Genomic DNA, 15792 nt, shown 5'->3' on the forward strand with positions numbered 1-15792 from the left:
TCCCAAAGAAGACTAAAGAACCATATCATCATCCAACTGTGGGTTCTCATAAGGGAACTGCAAATAGGAGGCTTCCTGAATCGCATTTTTCCACCGTTCGGCATGGGAATACAGCTGATCTTCGACTTCTTGCATTCTTTGTTGCAACTCACCGGTATTTTCAGCGGGGCCACTTTGCAAAGCCTCTTGCAAGCTGGACCGCTCTTCAAACCATTGCGTTAACTGATATAAAAGCATAGGGAATTCCCACCTTTTCTCACATGTAATATTTCAGCATGTAAGTAGAAGTGTTCCCTTTTTGCAAGGTGGGCATACGGATATGTAGGATCTTCCCTCACAGCGTTTCTTTTGCTTTTGCGAACGTGGTATATTGTAAGGTAAATGATCTGACCGGAAGGTAAGCGATCGCAATAGGAGGTCTTTTTTATGCAAAAGAAGCCAGGTAAGTTTCAAGGTCCAAATAAAAATCAGAACCAGAATTCCAAATTCAAGCAAACTACGAATCAGAGCCAGAATCCTACTCCGTCCAAAGGAAACCAAGAGTTGAGCACTCGGCAGTACACCGTTAAGGAGTCCTCTGAGCTACTCCCTTTTTTAATAAAAAAGCTTTCGAGTTTGGGTCGGAATTCGGTTAAAGCCATACTTGCCCGTGGACAAGTCGCAGTGAATGGCAAAGCCGTAACAGCTTACAACTATCCCTTACAGCCAGAGCAAACAGTCACCATTAACAAGGAAAAAATTGCCGAAGATATCCCGCTCGCTGGCATGAGCATTTTGCATGAAGATGAAGATGTGATTGTCATTCAAAAGGATGCCGGGCTATTATCTATCGCCACTAATACCAAAGAAAATGAGATTACTGCCTATCGCCAGCTCACGGCGCATGTTCGAAACCACGATCCGAAGGCTCGGATTTTCGTCGTGCATAGACTGGATCGAGATACCTCCGGCGTGATGATGTTTGCCAAAAACGAGAAGGCTCAACAGCACCTACAGAACACTTGGCAGGAGAGTGTCAAAGAGCGCACTTATGTTGCTTTAGTTGAAGGTATGGTAAAGAAGCCGGAAGGGACCATTTCCTCTTGGCTCAAAGAGCATACGAAGTCGCTGAAAATGTTTTCGACACCGTATCCGAACGATGGGCAGCACGCAGTTACGCATTATAAAACACTGCAAGCGAACAAGAGCTTTTCACTGTTAGAGGTTAATCTCGAAACCGGCCGCAAAAATCAAATCCGCGTGCATATGCAGGACATCGGCCACCCCGTTGTTGGCGATAAGAAATACGGTTCAAAAACGAAGGAAATCGGCCGTCTTGGACTTCATGCGCGTGTGCTTGCCTTTTTGCATCCGACAACGGGTCAGCTGCTGCGATTTGAGACGCATATTCCGAAGGTGTTTTTGAATCCGTTTAAAGAGTTACCAGCGAAGAAATAATTGGCTTTTGGGGAGAGATAAGAGATGCAAATCGTTGTGCTTGATGGCTACACACTAAATCCCGGCGATCTGGACTGGAACAGTTTAAAATCGCTTGGCGAGCTTGTTGTCTATGATCGCACTGCTGAGTCACAGATCCTTGAGCGCGCTACTGATGCAGAGATTATATTGACGAATAAAACCCCGCTATCCGCTCAGATGATTCAACAATTGCCTAAGCTTCGCTATATCGGCGTACTTGCGACCGGATACAATATCGTTGATATTCAGGCAGCCAAGGAGAATGGCATCATTGTCGCTAACGTTCCTGCTTACAGCACGCATTCTGTTGCTCAGCTGGTCTTTGCTTTATTATTGGAGTTTTGCCATCGGGTGCAGCAGCATAGTGACAGCGTACTTAATGGGGATTGGTCTGAGTCGATTGACTTCAGTTACACCCGATCTCCGCTTGTCGAACTAAGTGGCCAAACCATGGGACTGATTGGTCTTGGACAAATCGGCAAACAAACCGCTTTGATTGCGCAGGCAATGGGAATGAGGGTTATCGCAACTGGCAACGGAAGAAATGTCCCTCAACCTGTTGAGGGGATCGAGTGGGTGCAAATCGACGAGCTGCTGCAGCACTCTGATGTCGTTAGTCTTCACTGTCCGCTGACACCGGCAACGAATCAACTGATAGATGCTAATCGGATAGCTCAGATGAAACCGACGGCTATTTTAATCAATACAGCACGAGGTGGACTGCTCAATGAGAAGGATGTCGCTCATGCTTTGAACGAAGGCAGACTAGCAGGCGCTGGTCTCGATGTGCTATCCGTAGAACCACCTCAGCCGGACAATCCTTTGCTGCATGCGAAAAATGTGATCATTACCCCTCATATTGCGTGGGCTACTAAAGAAGCAAGAGCTAGGCTGATGGATACGGCGATAGGGAATGTGCGTGCTTATCTAGATGGGCGTCCGGTGAATGTGATTGGGTAGCGTGTAGGTGAGTGAGTTGAACCCGATAAAATATCCATAAAATATATGGTGTATATCGCTCAATAAGGCGCACACTATTGTTGTTACAAATTAAACGACCAGATAGGTGGGCTAATGTCATGTCAACACACGACCAACAACAAGAAAATCACGCTAAAGATCAAAATGATAACAAACCAAATCATGGTAGCAGAAAAAAGAAGAAGCAAAAATAATGTCATTGTATTATGGGTAGTACTGGCGGTAAGAATAAAAAGCCCGGGGATGCTTTCCCTCGGGCTTTGCTTTGTCTAGTGGGTGTCCACAGCCTTGATATTTGACCGCTTAAGTGTCAGTACACTTAAGCGGTTTTAATTATTTCAGCAATGCCGCATAATCCATCTGCGGCACAAGCCCTTCCTCGGCAGCCCGCTGGAGCAAGGTCAAGACGGCGCCATAGCCGCTCTCTCCTAGATCAGCGGTGAACTCGTTCACGTACAGGTCGATGTGCTGCTGCGCGACCTGCGGGTCCATCTCCTGCGCGTGCGCCATGACGTAGTCGCGCGAAGCTTCCGGATGCGCCCACGCGTACTCGACCGAGGCGCGGGCCCAGCCCGCAAGCGCCTCAAGATCCATGGAGCGCCGTGCAATGATGGCGCCCAGTGGGATCGGCAGGTTGGTGTCCGACTCCCACCAACTGCCCAGATCTGTGAGAAGCGCTAACCCGTAAGACGGGTAAGTGAAGCGCGCTTCATGAATGACGAGGCCGGCGTCGATGAGGCCGTCCCGCACGGCGGGCATGATCTCGTGGAACGGCATGACCACGATTTCACCAACGCCGCCCGGAACGTTCTGTGCCGCCCAGAGGCGGAACAGTAAGTACGCGGTCGAGCGCTCACTCGGCACAGCGACCCGGCGGCCGCTGAGCATAGCCGGGTCCGGCATTGTTCCGGCCGTTTCCGTTCTCCCGGCCGTTCCCTCTGCTCCGCTCTGTTTCATCAGGACCAGCGGTCCGCAGCCTCTGCCCAAGGCGCCGCCGCAGGGCAGCAGTGCGTAATCCTTCAGCACCCAAGGCAATGCTGCATAAGAGATCTTGAGAACATCCGGTCCGCTGCCTTCAGCAGCCAGCTTGTTCGTAATATCGATGTCAGCATATAAGACATCCAGCTCAGGGGCACCTGGGATTAATCCATGCGCCCAAGCATGGAAAACAAATGTATCGTTCGGACAAGGTGAGTACGCGATCTTCATATTAAAGCACCTCCGCTAGGACTGAACTTGCTGCTTCTAAAGCCTTCAAAGCATCACCGATACGCCAAGCGTCTCGGTCGCGAGGACCGATCGCGTTGGAGATCGCGCGGATCTCCAACACAGGCACGCCGCGCTGCTGCGCAGCTGTCGCAATGCCGAAGCCTTCCATGGCTTCGGCAGCCGCTCCAGGCACGCGCGCAGCCAGCTTGGCCGCTGTCGCTGAAGTGCCGGTGGCCGTTGCCACCGTGAGCACTGGCGCCATCTGCGCCTGCAGACCAGCGGCTAACAACGCCGCCGTCACTCGCTCGGCTGCATCTGCGGCAACACCAACGCGCGTCGAGCCGAAGCCAAGCTCGTCCAAGCTGCTGAAGCCATCCAGCAGCTCCACGCCTAGGTCAGCCGCAATGATCTCGCTCGCCACAACAAGCGAGCCGATCTCCGCTTGCCCTACAAATCCGCCGGCAATACCGGCGATAATAATCAAATCATATTCAGCTTTCGCAAGCTCTATCGCTCCATTCACTGCTGCCGCAGCAACTCCAACACCGGCTAAGGCAAATTCGAACCTGCTGTCATGGCCAAGGCCGCGCTGGACTGCATCTCTTTCAGGAGCTACAGCTGTCATTACAAGTACACGCATCGTTGTTTCAATCCCCTTTTAAGATAAATAACCATACGGATATACGATTATTTTACATGACCATGATCAAATAAGAAACTTTCAAGGAATGACCAACTTGTCTTGATCAATTCTATCGAGTTGACAATCCCAACTAATTTAATTATTATCTAATTAGATGTTAATCAAATTAGAAACACATTTAAGGAGGTGCACCCGCCATGCAATTAGATAAAATCATTACCTATCATAAGGCCCTAGCCGACACAACGCGTATACGCATGCTCATTTTACTTGCCGATGGAGAGCTGAACGGTCAAGTTCTGGCCGAGAAACTGGGAGTTACCCCAGCAACCATTACCCATCATGCCGCCAAGCTTCGCGAGGCCAGCCTCATCAATGAGCGTAGAGACAAGAACACGATTTACTTCACTTTAAATGAGTATTTCATTCGTAGTAATGCCACCGCGACGGCTGATCTCATTTTCAAAAATAAGAAAGGAGAGACAGAACCGATGAAGGATGAAGACCTTAAAGACCGAAATCAGAACCTCAAGCAATCTGTCATTCGAAACTTTATCACCTTAGAGGGCAAACTAAAGCATATCCCTGCGCAGCTCAAGAAAAAACTTATCATCCTAGAACATCTAGTAGAACAGCTTGAAAAAGGACGCACCTACACAGAGAAGGAACTGAATGCATTTATTAAGAACTACCATCCTGATTTCGCAACGATTCGACGAGAATTCATCATGCACCAGTTCATGTTTCGCGAGAACGAGATATACGAACTCAATCCAGTTGAGATGTGGGCCAAATGGGAAAACTTATCCTAATTCAAAAATGGATTTATAAAAAAAACGGCGAACTATGAGAGAACAGTGGCATCTCCTGAACCCGTCCGATCAAAATCCCGTACAACATCAAACCGTATCTTTTCCGTTTCCAACAAGTCAAACAAATAAACTGCACTTAGGGGTAAGTTTCGCTCACCCCAAACCGAAAAAAAAGGACGATCCCCGTCGATTACACGACCAGAACTCGTCCTTGCCTTCATGTCCTTATCCTTTTAAAAGAAACGAATTACCATCCTCATCCTTAAATGTGGCAAATGTTCCCCACTGCATCTCGGTTAGCTCCCCTTCAAATTCAACGCCTTTAGACTTCATGTTCGCGTAGGTCGTCTGAATATCATCCGTAACAAAGACGATAGAAGGCTTAAGTTCGGCAAAGTTTTTCATCATGCTCTTCGGATAAATGACTAGTGCGGACTCCGCTCCTTGCGGAGCTACCTCCAGCCAGAAGGAATCCGGACCCATTGGCGTCTCACGAACGACTTCAAATCCAACTTTTTCTGTCCAAAATGTTTTGGCCTTTTGCTGATCCGCCACATAAATGCCAACCGTTGCTATTTTCTGAATCATGAGTGATTCCTCCCTGTTTGTGTTTGTTGATTTAACGCTTGTCTCAGTTGGAATCATAACATTAACTTTCCTTATTCGTCTTGTAAAAATACGAAATTCTTCGATTGCTTCCTTTGCTCGATCCACTCTCTCATTCCGCAGCTACACGTAAGGTATTGGACACGTTACCCAATTAAATTGTCATAATCAGGGCATTCATCCAAGCGCCCTCTAGTTGAATGACATATAGTAATTTTGTGAAGGGAGGGATTGACATGAGTTATGGTTGCGGTCCTGCTGTACCTTATACTGGAACAGCTGTAGTCCTCGTTTTATACATCCTCTTGGTTATCGTTCTTAGTACTTTCGGATTTGGATGGTAATGAAGTAATAAGCGGCTGGGACGATGATTTTACGTTCCAGCCGCTTTGTTATTCACTCCTGTTTAAATCACAAAATAATACCCATTAAAAAAACCAATCGTCACGAAAACCTGTAGAATCATAAACAGCATCATAAAGAAAATTCGGGCATTTTCCCACTTTTCAGTTAACCTTACTAAGTAGAAATAAAGAGGGATACTCACCATCATGTAGCGTACGACGCTTACGAGAAATAAGGGTTGACTTGAAAATGGGATGACGATTAGCATCAAGCCATAAACGAAAAATAGCAGCTCATGCTTATTTGTCAAAAGCTTTTTCAAATGAACAATGAGGTAACTCACAAAAACGATAAATACAGCGGTCGACATGGTAAAAGCAATGAAGCCGTTATCCCAGCCATCCGGCGTGGAGAAGTAAGGCTTTTTCAAATAACCAACATAATTGATAAATGGTATTGTTGTGTAGCGGAACCAGTGCAAGCTCTGCTCATGGAAAGGAGCCAATAAATCACCGGTAATGATTTTCATATGTAGAAGATAAATTCCCATTGGGATCAGGGATAAAATGCTATACACCGACCATTTCAGATAGCGCCAGGTCCATGTGAACCCTTCGTCCATAAACACGGTACCCATCACAAATGCAAGGTTGATGAACCCAGGTACCCTTGTTACGGTGGATAAGCTGGCCGCTATAAAGGCGAGTGCATACTTTTTGCTGCCTGCATAATAGATGGAGGCTGCCGAGAGCAGCAGAAATAGACTCTCTGTGTACGGTAGGGTATAGTAAAGCGACGATGGGTAAATCACAATTAGTAACAGTACAGTTCCCGCCTGACGCTCACTGAGTCCCCGCTGGAGGGCAATAAAATAGATATAAATTAGAGCTCCGAGCAAACATAGATTCGAAACAATCATACCGACTATCGCGGGTTCGAACCAAAAAATTTTGCCAAGCAAGAAAATAAGCAGCGGGAATAATGGAAAGAAAACCCAATTGGCAGCAGTATGTGGTTCGTCCATCCGGAACTTATCATAGCCTTGGGTGGCAATTTTTAAATAGGAATACGTATCAAACTTGATAAAATCCTCTAACTTCAGCTTCTCCGTGGAAGCCAGTTCTCCAGGAAATTTCAGCGTCCACTGGGACAAGGTGCCTGGGATATTCTGCACATATACCGGTACCTGAGAAGATTTACTGAACAAATTCATCCCGATATATCCAGTAAATAACATGAGTGCACGAGAAATAATGACAAGTAAGACAATCGATAGAATCACATTGATCTTTCCTTTTTTTGGCACTTTCTCTTGCAGCAGTTCCATCCTCCATCTCTCCTATCCGAGCATCTTTTATCTTTTCTGTAAATTTACCTGATTTCTCCTCCTTTACCAAGTTAAGGATTCGTAAAGAACTTATTAAAATGGACGTTTATTGGTTAAAAATGTTTAATTTTCGTTAAAAATTAATATTTTACATACATTACGATATAATGAAAGCCATATATCTTCCTTTTAATCCCCTTTGCAGAATGGAGACGAGAATTGTGGTTTATCCCGTTTTGACCATTGTGGTCCCCTGCTATAACGAAGAAGAAGTACTCCCAGAAACAGTATTCCAACTTACCAACGTTTTACAAACTCTCATCTCTGATAAACTAATTGCCACCACAAGCACAGTGCTGTTTGTCGACGATGGCAGCAAGGATGCAACTTGGACGCTTATCGAGCGCTTCCATGCCTCCAGTCCCTTTATTACGGGGCTTAAGCTAGCGAAAAATGCTGGGCATCAAAGCGCTTTGCTTGCCGGGCTTATGAAAGCCAAGACCTATTCGGACTGCGTCGTTTCCATCGATGCCGATCTGCAAGATGACACCAATGTCATTCGCGAGTTTATCGTCAAATTCCATGAAGGATACGATATCGTTTACGGCATCCGTCAGGATCGCTCAGCGGATACGTTTTTCAAGCGAGTCACAGCCCAAGGTTTTTATAAGTTAATGACATCGCTTGGTGTGAAAATTCATTACAATCATGCCGATTTCCGCTTAATGAGTAAGCGTACCCTCGAAAATTTGGAGAAATTTCAAGAGGTTAATTTATTTCTGCGCGGTATGGTGCCTCTACTCGGCTTCCCATCCACTCAGGTCTATTACGACCGTAAAGAGCGTTTTGCCGGAGAATCCAAATATCCGCTTCGCAAAATGCTCGCATTCGCCTTCGATGGCATCACATCGTTCAGTGTAACTCCCATTCGCTTCGTAACCATGATGGGTTTCCTCCTATTCGCACTCAGTGTCGTTGCCGGTTTATACGCAATTGTTGGCAAAATCCTCGGAGCGAACGTTACTGGTTGGACATCGCTTATTCTTTCAGTTTGGTTCATTGGCGGCGTTCAACTTCTCGCTCTCGGCTTAATCGGTGAGTACATAGGTAAAATATATAAAGAGGTGAAGCAGCGTCCGCTTTTCGTCATTGAGAAGGATTTGACAACAGCTGGACAGGATCAGGAAGCGGTCCATACGCCATCCACCCAAGTAAGATCTACCCGGTGATGATTCGATGAACCGGATAAAAACTTTGTTGACTAGCAGCTTCGCGCGCTTCTTACTTGTCGGCCTGTTCAATACGTTGGTTGGTCTTTCCGCCAGCTTTGCTTTCTTTAATCTGTTTCACCTCAATTATTGGATATCTACTTTCGCAGGAAATACCCTAGGCGCTATTGTTAGCTACACGCTGAATCGAACATTTACGTTTCGTTCCAAGGTTAGCGTCGGCAGCAGTTGGTGGAAATTTGCTGTTGTTATTTTGAGCTGTTATGGCCTCTCTTATGGTCTAAGTTGGGCGCTTGCTGAAGCGGCAATGTCCGTCATGCCATCCGTGAGGGTTGATTGGCTGCACAATGCGGCCATTTTGGTTGGGAATGGCTTGTATACGATTGGAAATTATTTGGGACATAAATATTTTACATTCCAAACTCATGGCACGGACAACCCTGGGGTATCCTAATCACCAAGAGGTGATGCCTAATGGCACGAAGAAGAAGCAACCGGGCCATCGTGCCCGGATCGGAGCACGGCCTGGGACTGCTCAAGGCGCAAGTAATGAAGAATCAGGGGTATTCTGTTAACCCCGAAAGACCTGATCTTGTCAAATACGAAGTAGCCCGAACGCTTGGCGTTCCCCTTCAGCAAGGCTACAACGGGCAGCTTAGCTCGGAAGACGCAGGCAAGGTCGGCGGACCGATTGGTGGGGCCATGGTGCGAGAGCTCGTGCGCATGGCGCAGCAGCAGCTCGCGAATCAGCGGCCACCGCAGCGATAGGTTCATGAGAGAAGCCATATTCCGCCGCGGGTGCACATAAACTAGTAGCAAGCTGCTCGCAGCGCTACTTTCTATGTAGAAGTCAGGTGATGATGGCCGATGAATCCCCCAGGCAACCGAACGCCTAAGCCCGATTGGAAAGGGCTGTCGGCGCAAGCCGGCGATGTGCTGGGCCCCGAATTCTGGCAGGATATTGCCAGTATCATCCCGCTAACCGGGCCAAGAGTTGATATGTATGAGACACCACAGGAACTCGTTGTTGTGGCTGAAGTTCCCGGATTGTCTTCACCCGAGCAGATTAAGCTTTCTTTCCGTGACCAATCGCTGCTTATGCGCGGGATGCTCGTTCGGCCCTACCAAGTACTCGATGAGCAAATGCGGTTGTCCGAGCGATACTTCGGTGCATTCGAGAGAGTTTTCCGCCTGCCCGGTAACGCTTTGACCAGTCAAATGCGGGCGCAGTATCACAACGGTTTGCTCATCATTCGAATCCCGCTTGCTCCTCCGGATGGAGAGAAAGTTATTCCTATACAGTTCACGTAATGAGCACACTGTAAGCCAAATAAAGATTACCTTCTAACCGGCCTTTCTGGCCGATTGGTTGGTAATCTTTTTCATATCCAAAAATTAATCTTTAGCAAAATAGAAATGATTCTCCCTTTGTCCCCATATAAATAAAAGAGATCGTTCGGAAATGCAGGATTGGAGGGATTAACTGTGGTGCGCATACAATTTCAATCTATTCATATTGATGGAATCGCGGAAACATCCAGCGTGAATAGGGGTACGAATCGGATCATCGGTAGGCGTCATTCCGAGAAGATTAATCAGGGGCTCGGGGAAATAAGCGGGGAGCACAATGTTATTCTAGGTGGCAAGCATACGGTCCAAGATGGCGACACCTTCGATGTTAAACCATCTACACGGAAGAGCTGAGATTCCTTATGTGGTTTCAAAAAAAGAAAACGTCCCCGCCCAAAACGCAGCCAACTACAGAAGCAGCTAATGCGAAAGTAACACCCCCAGCTAGATCCGAAGCTAGTTCTGGAGCTAGATCCGAAGCGAAAACTGCAGCCATATCTCACGTTCATGAGCAGCATGTTCAGCAATTAGAACGGCGTCTTCGTAAATTGGAAGAAGAATTAGCTGATCTGACTGCCAAACACCCGAAGATACATATCGATACCCTGCATATTCATCAACCCGTTTTAGAAAACCTAACCTTTCGGCTGGATCAACTCGATATCAAGGAACTGAGCGGTTCTTTGAATTTAGGCAACAATTTCGGTGCCAAGCCAAGTGAGAAAAGTGTACCGGTTGATGAAGCTTTTAAACGTGCTCAAGTGTCAAAAGAAAGTAAATCCGCCGGCTCTCATACAGCTGCTGAAGGTGTAGATGCTGCTTCACAAGCTTATGCCGCTCCGAAAACAGAGCGAACCTCGACCGGCTATAAATACACGCCACAGTCCAAATCCTAAAGAGGTGATACAAGGTGTCCTCCTTCATGTCCCCAACGTTCATTATCGGCTCAATCCGCATCGGATCAGTTCAAAGCGCGTCCTGCCTCAATATGGGCAATAATTGGCCGACCGATTTTCAAAGCAATCAGAAAACGGTTCAAGGCTTTGGCGCTGTTGAAGGCGACAACAATCAGTTAGTCGGAACTCGTTCTATGCTGAGCGACTCCGATTTCATTGATATGCTCAATATCGATGATAACGAAACGCCCGAGTGGCTGCAGGAGATGATTGCCAATCAGGCTCAGACATCCGGCTCCCCCCCTGCTCCCGCCAGCCCGCAGGCCGAACCTATGACAAATGCTCCACAAACTGCTGATTAGAGCAGCTGCGGAGCATTCTTTTTTTATACACGGCCAAGGATCAAATCCCCTTTGGTATAAGGTGCATCGATGATGTCATTATCGTAAACTGTGTTGATATTATAAAGCACGTAATTATAATCACCGTTTATTTCTCCAAGTCCGTTGTTCGCTTTCCCACTTGTCGACCAATTCACTTGTGTATTGGTGCCAATAAAGATACCGGATGCATCGGAGATGGAATTCACATGGATAGAATCAAATTCAATGAGCGGCGGCTCAAGCGGGCACGGTAATTTCAGCATGGCATTCACCCACCATTCAACTATGCTTGGTTATTAACAGCTGGTTTAAAATCCTGATCATTAATTGGTGAATCAATAAAGTCGTTGTCATAAATGAAATTTACAATATTGGCGGAGACGGAATTGCCGATCCATTGACCGGTTCCGTAATTGTTTTTGCTGTGTGAATCCCAGCTGGATTGGGCATTTTCACCGATCCCGATGGTTGCATTCGTATTCTGATTATTAATATTAATCATGTTAAAAACGATGGAACTCGGCACACTGCTCACTCCCTGTATTGGATAACTTCAGCTTCTTCTGCCCAGATTGAGGGACTTGGGCCGGAGACTTGTATGTTAGCCTATTCATCCAGAGCCGAAATGGTGCCATAAAAAAAGAACCCTTTCCCTATTTTGGGAAAGAGTCCTCCTTTACCAGAAGAATCCTGGACCGCCGAAGCCGCCATACGGATAACCGCCATAACCAAACCCGCCGCCATATCCAAATCCACCATAAGCATAAGGTGCTGTACCAATCGCTAACAGATCAAACAAAACCAATGGAATAATGGCTTTTACTTGAACTTTTTTGCCTTTTTGTGGAGCAACAATCAACGTGTTACCGCTAATCCGCACCAATTTACCAGTTACGCTAGTACCGTCTTTCTTAAGAGCTACGATATTTTTCCCGATCAATTTCCGAACGTCGTCTTTACGAATTTTGGATGCCACGAACGTCCACCTCCTTCAGCCAACAGAGATACATTGCTCTATAGTGTACGACTGTGTTGGTAACATCGCTTGGATAGCTGTCCATTCTCCGGTAAAAATACGCAGTTGTCCCTCTTAAGGTTCAACGCAAAAAAATTGCCGCATCTCCAGCCCTAAGGCCAAGATAACGACAATTTTATGATAAAAAGTGCTTAAGCTTTACGAATCTTACCCAGCTCTGTGGTAATCGCATCAATTTCGCTAATGCTGAAATTTTCTTTGCTGACGACCAAGTCGTACAAGTCCTTCAAGTCCTCATATACTTCTTGCTTGACGTTCGAGGCTTTAATCGACCCACCGGTAGCCATGCGCAGCTTTCTCTTAATTTCTTCAAACATATATTCCACGTTTTCTTCCGACCAAATATTCAAATCCATAGCTTTATATTCTTCCTTCCTCTAAGCGCGTGTGCCACATTAAGGAGCAAGCTCCCCTTTTGTTATTCTAAAGCACTTATCGGATGTTGTAAAATGAAATCCGTTTACTGATTTATGCAGATTCTGTACTGACGAGGGTCACAAGCGGACGCTGTTGTTCATAGGAATCTAAATCTAAGCTGACACAGATGAGACGGATGTGCTCTTCAGCCAGTTTCCGCGCTTCCTCATAGGATTGTTTAAACTGAATACAATACGAAATTAGGCCATGTAAGGACATAAACAAATTCCAAGGAAGCGTAAACTTCCTGCTCTCGGCTCCCGGTTGATCGCCCATCACATTACGGATGACAATAGCAAACATTTCCAAGGATTGAGCTTGTTCGGTACGCGAATATTGCTGCAGTTCTGGCTCGTTAATCATGAACATCATTTCGTAATGATGTGGATTGTTCAAACCAAACCATACGAATTCCATCATCAACTTTTGAAGCAGATTCACGCTAAACCCTTGCTCACGAACAATCATTTCCCGCTGACGCTGTATTAATTCCGAGAAATCTTCCTTAATTAACGCATAAAACAGTTCAGCTTTCTCATTAAAATGGTAATATAACGCACCATGGCTGTACCCCATTGCTTTTGCGATGCTGCGCATCGTTAAAGCGCGATAGCCAAAAGTAGCGAATAATTCCCGCGCTTCCGCAAGTATTCGTTCTCTGCTAAGCTCTTGCGCGACTGCCTTCCTAGCCATTCCTATCCCTCCGCATCCTTAGCTTCTATGAAATTAGTTGTGCCTTGTAGCCTGAGCCTGCCTATTCCGGCAAGCTCTTATGAACCAAGTATTCGTTCTCTCCTGCAATAACAATGCCTTGACCTTGTGTAAAATCTGTTGCCCAGTTGATAAATGCTTCTGCTGCCGCTGCCAAAGGATAACATGCTACAGTCACTTTATCCGTAAACTGAATGTCCCCAAGGAGCATCCCCTGACTTCTTAGCTCGTTCTCGAGTTTGCCATACCACGTATAATCCACCTCAATCAGCACTTGCTGATGATTGACTTTATAAATTGGCTGTCCTGCTTCAATGCCTACCACGGCTCCATCCGTATAAGCTCGAATGAGTCCGCCCGCGCCAAGCATGATGCCGCCGAAATAACGGGTAACGACAATCACGATATTCTTAAGTCCTTGATGCTTAATCACTTCCAGAATCGGCTTTCCTGCTGTACCGCTCGGTTCCCCATCATCAGACTGCTTTTGAATCTGATCATTTTCTCCGATGACATAGGCGCTGCAATTATGTGTTGCCGACCTGTGTTCCTTCTTGATTGCTTCAATAAATTGGGTAGCTTCTTCTTCTGACTCTACCGGTTTGGCATGACCGATGAAACGCGACTTCTTGATGATGATTTCCGACGATCCGTACGATTGGATAGTTTTGAAATGTGCTAGCATAGCCGACCTTTCTTGGTAGAAGGAAACATCTGTTTCATTATATTCTACACACATCCTTTGACTTCGACAATATAGAAAGAAAATTTACCACATAAATAATGGAAATTATCCATGGAAAAAACGACCAATCCGATAGGATTGATCGTTTCCTGCTTGGCATTATGAATTAATTCTGCAAGCGTGCTTCAAGCTCAGCTTTTTCCTTTTCATAACCCGGTTTGCCTAAGAGAGCAAACATGTTCTTTTTATAAGCTTCAACACCTGGTTGGTCAAAAGGATTCACACCCATTAGGTAACCGCTGATACCGCATGCTTTTTCGAAGAAATACACCATATATCCGAAGGAGTAAGGCGTCATATCCGGCAGCGTTACAATCAGGTTCGGTACGTTACCGTCCGTGTGAGCAAGCATCGTACCTTGGAAAGCTTTTTTATTCACGAAATCCATCGTTTTCCCGCTCAGGAAGTTGAGTCCGTCCAAATCGTCAGGATCTGTGCCAATCGTAATATGATCAGCCACTTGATCCACTTGAATGACCGTTTCAAACAGAATCCGGTTGCCATCTTGAACGAACTGACCCATGGAGTGCAAATCCGTCGAGAAGTCTACCGATGCTGGATAAATTCCTTTGTAATCTTTGCCTTCGCTTTCACCGAACAGCTGCTTCCACCATTCCGATACGAAATGCAGGGAAGGCTCGTAGTTGACGAGAATTTCGATCGTTTTCCCTTTGCGGTAGAGCGAATTTCGAACAGCAGCATATTGATAAGCTTGATTCTCGGCTAGCTTCGGATTAGAGAACTCGTGCTGAGCATCCGCCGCGCCTTTCATAATTGCTTCCACATCAATGCCTGCTGTCGCAATTGGCAATAAACCAACAGCTGTTAATACCGAATAACGTCCGCCTACATCATCTGGAATGACAAAAGTTTCGTAACCTTCTGCTGTAGCGAGTGTTTTGAGCGCACCCTTCTCTTGATCCGTTGTCGCATAGATACGTTTGCGCGCAGCTTCTTTTCCATATTTCTTCTCTAACAATTCACGGAAAATACGGAAAGCAATCGCTGGCTCTGTTGTTGTACCGGACTTCGAGATCACATTGACTGAGAAATCTTTGCCTTCAAGCAGTTGAAGCAAATGCGTAACATATGTAGAACTGATGTTATTTCCTACGAAATAGATCTCAGGCGTCTTACGTTTATCTTTTGGCAAAATATTATAAAAAGAATGAGACAACATTTCCAGCGCAGCACGCGCGCCCAGATAGGAGCCGCCGATACCGATCACAACAAGCGCCTCGGAGTCGGATTGAATTTGTTTAGCGGAAGCCTGAATACGAGCGAATTCCTCACGATTATAATTTTCAGGAAGATCAACCCACCCTAAATAATCGGAACCTGCACCCGTTTTGTTATGCAGCTGTTCATGAGCTAGCTCCACTTGAGCCGCCAAATAATCAACCTCATGCTGGGATAAAAAGGATAGTGCTTTACTGTAATCAAATTGTAGTTTCTTACTCACTATGTTCGCCTCCATCTCTATTTTTTTCCTTTTCCTAGCATACTTATTTGCCTGTCTAAAAGCAAGTAAGCGATCCTATATTAAATGATATTCAACGATGAGCGATCGCGTAAGCGGAGAGACTTTGGTCGGAGGGCCAAAGGTCCCTATAAAGTAATTCACAGGTATTAATTCCCATGCTA

At 46.1% G+C, this 15792-nt stretch carries 23 protein-coding genes; 10 read left to right on the plus strand and 13 right to left on the minus strand.

Going from position 1 to position 15792, the window contains the following annotated elements:
* Positions 1-12 precede the first annotated feature (12 nt).
* On the minus strand, positions 13-237 hold the full coding sequence (locus NYR53_RS28970) for a hypothetical protein (RefSeq protein ID WP_261302522.1): 225 nt from the start codon (positions 235-237) through the stop codon (positions 13-15).
* Positions 238-426: 189 nt separating this feature from the next.
* On the opposite strand from NYR53_RS28970, the gene NYR53_RS28975 reads away from it, so the two are divergent.
* Both NYR53_RS28975 and NYR53_RS28980 read left to right on the plus strand, forming a co-directional pair.
* Positions 427-1437 carry an RluA family pseudouridine synthase gene (locus NYR53_RS28975; protein WP_261302523.1) on the plus strand — a complete coding sequence of 337 codons (1011 nt, stop codon included), beginning with the start codon at positions 427-429 and terminating at the stop codon, positions 1435-1437.
* Positions 1438-1461: 24 nt separating this feature from the next.
* Positions 1462-2418 (plus strand): D-2-hydroxyacid dehydrogenase, encoded by a 957-nt coding sequence (locus tag NYR53_RS28980; protein ID WP_261302524.1) that lies wholly within the window; start codon positions 1462-1464, stop codon positions 2416-2418.
* Positions 2419-2772: 354 nt separating this feature from the next.
* On the opposite strand, the gene NYR53_RS28985 is transcribed toward NYR53_RS28980, so the two are convergent.
* On the minus strand, positions 2773-3648 hold the full coding sequence (locus NYR53_RS28985; RefSeq protein ID WP_261302525.1) for a 1,4-dihydroxy-6-naphtoate synthase: 876 nt from the start codon (positions 3646-3648) through the stop codon (positions 2773-2775).
* A 1-nt stretch (position 3649) separates the two neighbouring features.
* Positions 3650-4288: a futalosine hydrolase gene (locus tag NYR53_RS28990; protein ID WP_261302526.1), complete on the minus strand. Its 639-nt coding sequence runs from the start codon at positions 4286-4288 to the stop codon at positions 3650-3652.
* Between the two features lie 200 nt (positions 4289-4488).
* Between NYR53_RS28990 and NYR53_RS28995 the strand changes: the two genes are divergently transcribed.
* A complete protein-coding gene (locus NYR53_RS28995) occupies positions 4489-5103 on the plus strand; it encodes a DUF2087 domain-containing protein (protein ID WP_261302527.1) in 615 nt (204 codons plus the stop codon).
* A gap of 32 nt (positions 5104-5135) precedes the next feature.
* Here the strand turns inward: NYR53_RS28995 and NYR53_RS29000 are convergent, their stop codons facing one another.
* From NYR53_RS29000 to NYR53_RS29015, 3 genes are all read right to left on the minus strand, one after another.
* Entirely contained in the window at positions 5136-5324 is a 189-nt protein-coding gene (locus NYR53_RS29000) for a hypothetical protein (RefSeq protein ID WP_261302528.1), read from the minus strand.
* A gap of 4 nt (positions 5325-5328) precedes the next feature.
* Complete coding sequence (locus tag NYR53_RS29005) at positions 5329-5691, minus strand: VOC family protein (protein ID WP_261302529.1); 363 nt, start codon at positions 5689-5691, stop codon at positions 5329-5331.
* 424 nt (positions 5692-6115) lie between these two features.
* Positions 6116-7381 carry a mannosyltransferase family protein gene (locus NYR53_RS29015; protein ID WP_261302530.1) on the minus strand — a complete coding sequence of 422 codons (1266 nt, stop codon included), beginning with the start codon at positions 7379-7381 and terminating at the stop codon, positions 6116-6118.
* Between the two features lie 206 nt (positions 7382-7587).
* Here NYR53_RS29015 and NYR53_RS29020 point away from each other — a divergent pair, with 206 nt between their 5' ends.
* The 7 genes from NYR53_RS29020 to NYR53_RS29050 all read left to right on the plus strand — a co-directional run bounded on the left by NYR53_RS29020 (position 7588) and on the right by NYR53_RS29050 (position 11218).
* The gene (locus tag NYR53_RS29020) at positions 7588-8610 is read left to right on the plus strand and encodes a glycosyltransferase family 2 protein (RefSeq protein WP_261302531.1); all 1023 of its coding nucleotides are present in this window, start codon (positions 7588-7590) and stop codon (positions 8608-8610) included.
* Positions 8611-8617: 7 nt separating this feature from the next.
* Positions 8618-9064: a GtrA family protein gene (locus tag NYR53_RS29025; protein WP_261302532.1), complete on the plus strand. Its 447-nt coding sequence runs from the start codon at positions 8618-8620 to the stop codon at positions 9062-9064.
* A 20-nt stretch (positions 9065-9084) separates the two neighbouring features.
* Positions 9085-9378 (plus strand): alpha/beta-type small acid-soluble spore protein, encoded by a 294-nt coding sequence (locus NYR53_RS29030; protein WP_261302533.1) that lies wholly within the window; start codon positions 9085-9087, stop codon positions 9376-9378.
* Positions 9379-9477: 99 nt separating this feature from the next.
* Positions 9478-9921, plus strand: coding sequence for an Hsp20/alpha crystallin family protein (locus NYR53_RS29035; RefSeq protein WP_261302534.1), 444 nt, complete (start codon positions 9478-9480; stop codon positions 9919-9921).
* Between the two features lie 174 nt (positions 9922-10095).
* Positions 10096-10314, plus strand: coding sequence for a hypothetical protein (locus NYR53_RS29040; protein WP_261302535.1), 219 nt, complete (start codon positions 10096-10098; stop codon positions 10312-10314).
* 8 nt (positions 10315-10322) lie between these two features.
* Positions 10323-10856, plus strand: a complete 534-nt coding sequence (locus tag NYR53_RS29045) for a hypothetical protein (RefSeq protein ID WP_261302536.1) — start codon at positions 10323-10325, stop codon at positions 10854-10856.
* A 92-nt stretch (positions 10857-10948) separates the two neighbouring features.
* A complete protein-coding gene (locus NYR53_RS29050) occupies positions 10949-11218 on the plus strand; it encodes a hypothetical protein (protein ID WP_261302537.1) in 270 nt (89 codons plus the stop codon).
* Between the two features lie 23 nt (positions 11219-11241).
* On the opposite strand, the gene NYR53_RS29055 is transcribed toward NYR53_RS29050, so the two are convergent.
* From NYR53_RS29055 to NYR53_RS29085, 7 genes are all read right to left on the minus strand, one after another.
* A complete protein-coding gene (locus NYR53_RS29055) occupies positions 11242-11502 on the minus strand; it encodes a hypothetical protein (protein ID WP_261302538.1) in 261 nt (86 codons plus the stop codon).
* Positions 11503-11522: 20 nt separating this feature from the next.
* The gene (locus tag NYR53_RS29060) at positions 11523-11741 is read right to left on the minus strand and encodes a hypothetical protein (RefSeq protein ID WP_261302539.1); all 219 of its coding nucleotides are present in this window, start codon (positions 11739-11741) and stop codon (positions 11523-11525) included.
* Positions 11742-11915: 174 nt separating this feature from the next.
* Positions 11916-12215 carry a hypothetical protein gene (locus NYR53_RS29065; protein ID WP_261302540.1) on the minus strand — a complete coding sequence of 100 codons (300 nt, stop codon included), beginning with the start codon at positions 12213-12215 and terminating at the stop codon, positions 11916-11918.
* A gap of 191 nt (positions 12216-12406) precedes the next feature.
* Positions 12407-12631, minus strand: a complete 225-nt coding sequence (locus NYR53_RS29070) for a DUF1128 domain-containing protein (protein WP_057305055.1) — start codon at positions 12629-12631, stop codon at positions 12407-12409.
* Between the two features lie 112 nt (positions 12632-12743).
* A complete protein-coding gene (locus tag NYR53_RS29075) occupies positions 12744-13385 on the minus strand; it encodes a TetR/AcrR family transcriptional regulator (RefSeq protein WP_261302541.1) in 642 nt (213 codons plus the stop codon).
* A gap of 61 nt (positions 13386-13446) precedes the next feature.
* Positions 13447-14088 (minus strand): YigZ family protein, encoded by a 642-nt coding sequence (locus tag NYR53_RS29080; protein ID WP_261306562.1) that lies wholly within the window; start codon positions 14086-14088, stop codon positions 13447-13449.
* Between the two features lie 166 nt (positions 14089-14254).
* Positions 14255-15610, minus strand: a complete 1356-nt coding sequence (locus tag NYR53_RS29085; protein WP_261302542.1) for a glucose-6-phosphate isomerase — start codon at positions 15608-15610, stop codon at positions 14255-14257.
* Positions 15611-15792: the final 182 nt, after the last annotated feature.

The sequence above is a fragment of the Paenibacillus andongensis genome, from assembly GCF_025369935.1.
GTDB lineage: Bacteria > Bacillota > Bacilli > Paenibacillales > NBRC-103111 > Paenibacillus_E > Paenibacillus_E andongensis.

Excerpts from the sequence above, each read along its gene's own strand:
- NYR53_RS28970 (WP_261302522.1), bottom strand. The coding sequence starts at position 237 with ATGCTTTTATATCAGTTAACGCAATGGTTTGAAGAGCGGTCCAGCTTG.
- NYR53_RS28975 (WP_261302523.1), top strand. The coding sequence starts at position 427 with ATGCAAAAGAAGCCAGGTAAGTTTCAAGGTCCAAATAAAAATCAGAAC.
- NYR53_RS28980 (WP_261302524.1), top strand. The coding sequence starts at position 1,462 with ATGCAAATCGTTGTGCTTGATGGCTACACACTAAATCCCGGCGATCTG.
- NYR53_RS28985 (WP_261302525.1), bottom strand. The coding sequence starts at position 3,648 with ATGAAGATCGCGTACTCACCTTGTCCGAACGATACATTTGTTTTCCAT.
- NYR53_RS28990 (WP_261302526.1), bottom strand. The coding sequence starts at position 4,288 with ATGCGTGTACTTGTAATGACAGCTGTAGCTCCTGAAAGAGATGCAGTC.
- NYR53_RS28995 (WP_261302527.1), top strand. The coding sequence starts at position 4,489 with ATGCAATTAGATAAAATCATTACCTATCATAAGGCCCTAGCCGACACA.
- NYR53_RS29000 (WP_261302528.1), bottom strand. The coding sequence starts at position 5,324 with ATGAAGGCAAGGACGAGTTCTGGTCGTGTAATCGACGGGGATCGTCCT.
- NYR53_RS29005 (WP_261302529.1), bottom strand. The coding sequence starts at position 5,691 with ATGATTCAGAAAATAGCAACGGTTGGCATTTATGTGGCGGATCAGCAA.
- NYR53_RS29015 (WP_261302530.1), bottom strand. The coding sequence starts at position 7,381 with ATGGAACTGCTGCAAGAGAAAGTGCCAAAAAAAGGAAAGATCAATGTG.
- NYR53_RS29020 (WP_261302531.1), top strand. The coding sequence starts at position 7,588 with ATGGAGACGAGAATTGTGGTTTATCCCGTTTTGACCATTGTGGTCCCC.
- NYR53_RS29025 (WP_261302532.1), top strand. The coding sequence starts at position 8,618 with ATGAACCGGATAAAAACTTTGTTGACTAGCAGCTTCGCGCGCTTCTTA.
- NYR53_RS29030 (WP_261302533.1), top strand. The coding sequence starts at position 9,085 with ATGGCACGAAGAAGAAGCAACCGGGCCATCGTGCCCGGATCGGAGCAC.
- NYR53_RS29035 (WP_261302534.1), top strand. The coding sequence starts at position 9,478 with ATGAATCCCCCAGGCAACCGAACGCCTAAGCCCGATTGGAAAGGGCTG.
- NYR53_RS29045 (WP_261302536.1), top strand. The coding sequence starts at position 10,323 with ATGTGGTTTCAAAAAAAGAAAACGTCCCCGCCCAAAACGCAGCCAACT.
- NYR53_RS29050 (WP_261302537.1), top strand. The coding sequence starts at position 10,949 with ATGGGCAATAATTGGCCGACCGATTTTCAAAGCAATCAGAAAACGGTT.
- NYR53_RS29055 (WP_261302538.1), bottom strand. The coding sequence starts at position 11,502 with ATGCTGAAATTACCGTGCCCGCTTGAGCCGCCGCTCATTGAATTTGAT.
- NYR53_RS29060 (WP_261302539.1), bottom strand. The coding sequence starts at position 11,741 with ATGATTAATATTAATAATCAGAATACGAATGCAACCATCGGGATCGGT.
- NYR53_RS29070 (WP_057305055.1), bottom strand. The coding sequence starts at position 12,631 with ATGGATTTGAATATTTGGTCGGAAGAAAACGTGGAATATATGTTTGAA.
- NYR53_RS29075 (WP_261302541.1), bottom strand. The coding sequence starts at position 13,385 with ATGGCTAGGAAGGCAGTCGCGCAAGAGCTTAGCAGAGAACGAATACTT.
- NYR53_RS29080 (WP_261306562.1), bottom strand. The coding sequence starts at position 14,088 with ATGCTAGCACATTTCAAAACTATCCAATCGTACGGATCGTCGGAAATC.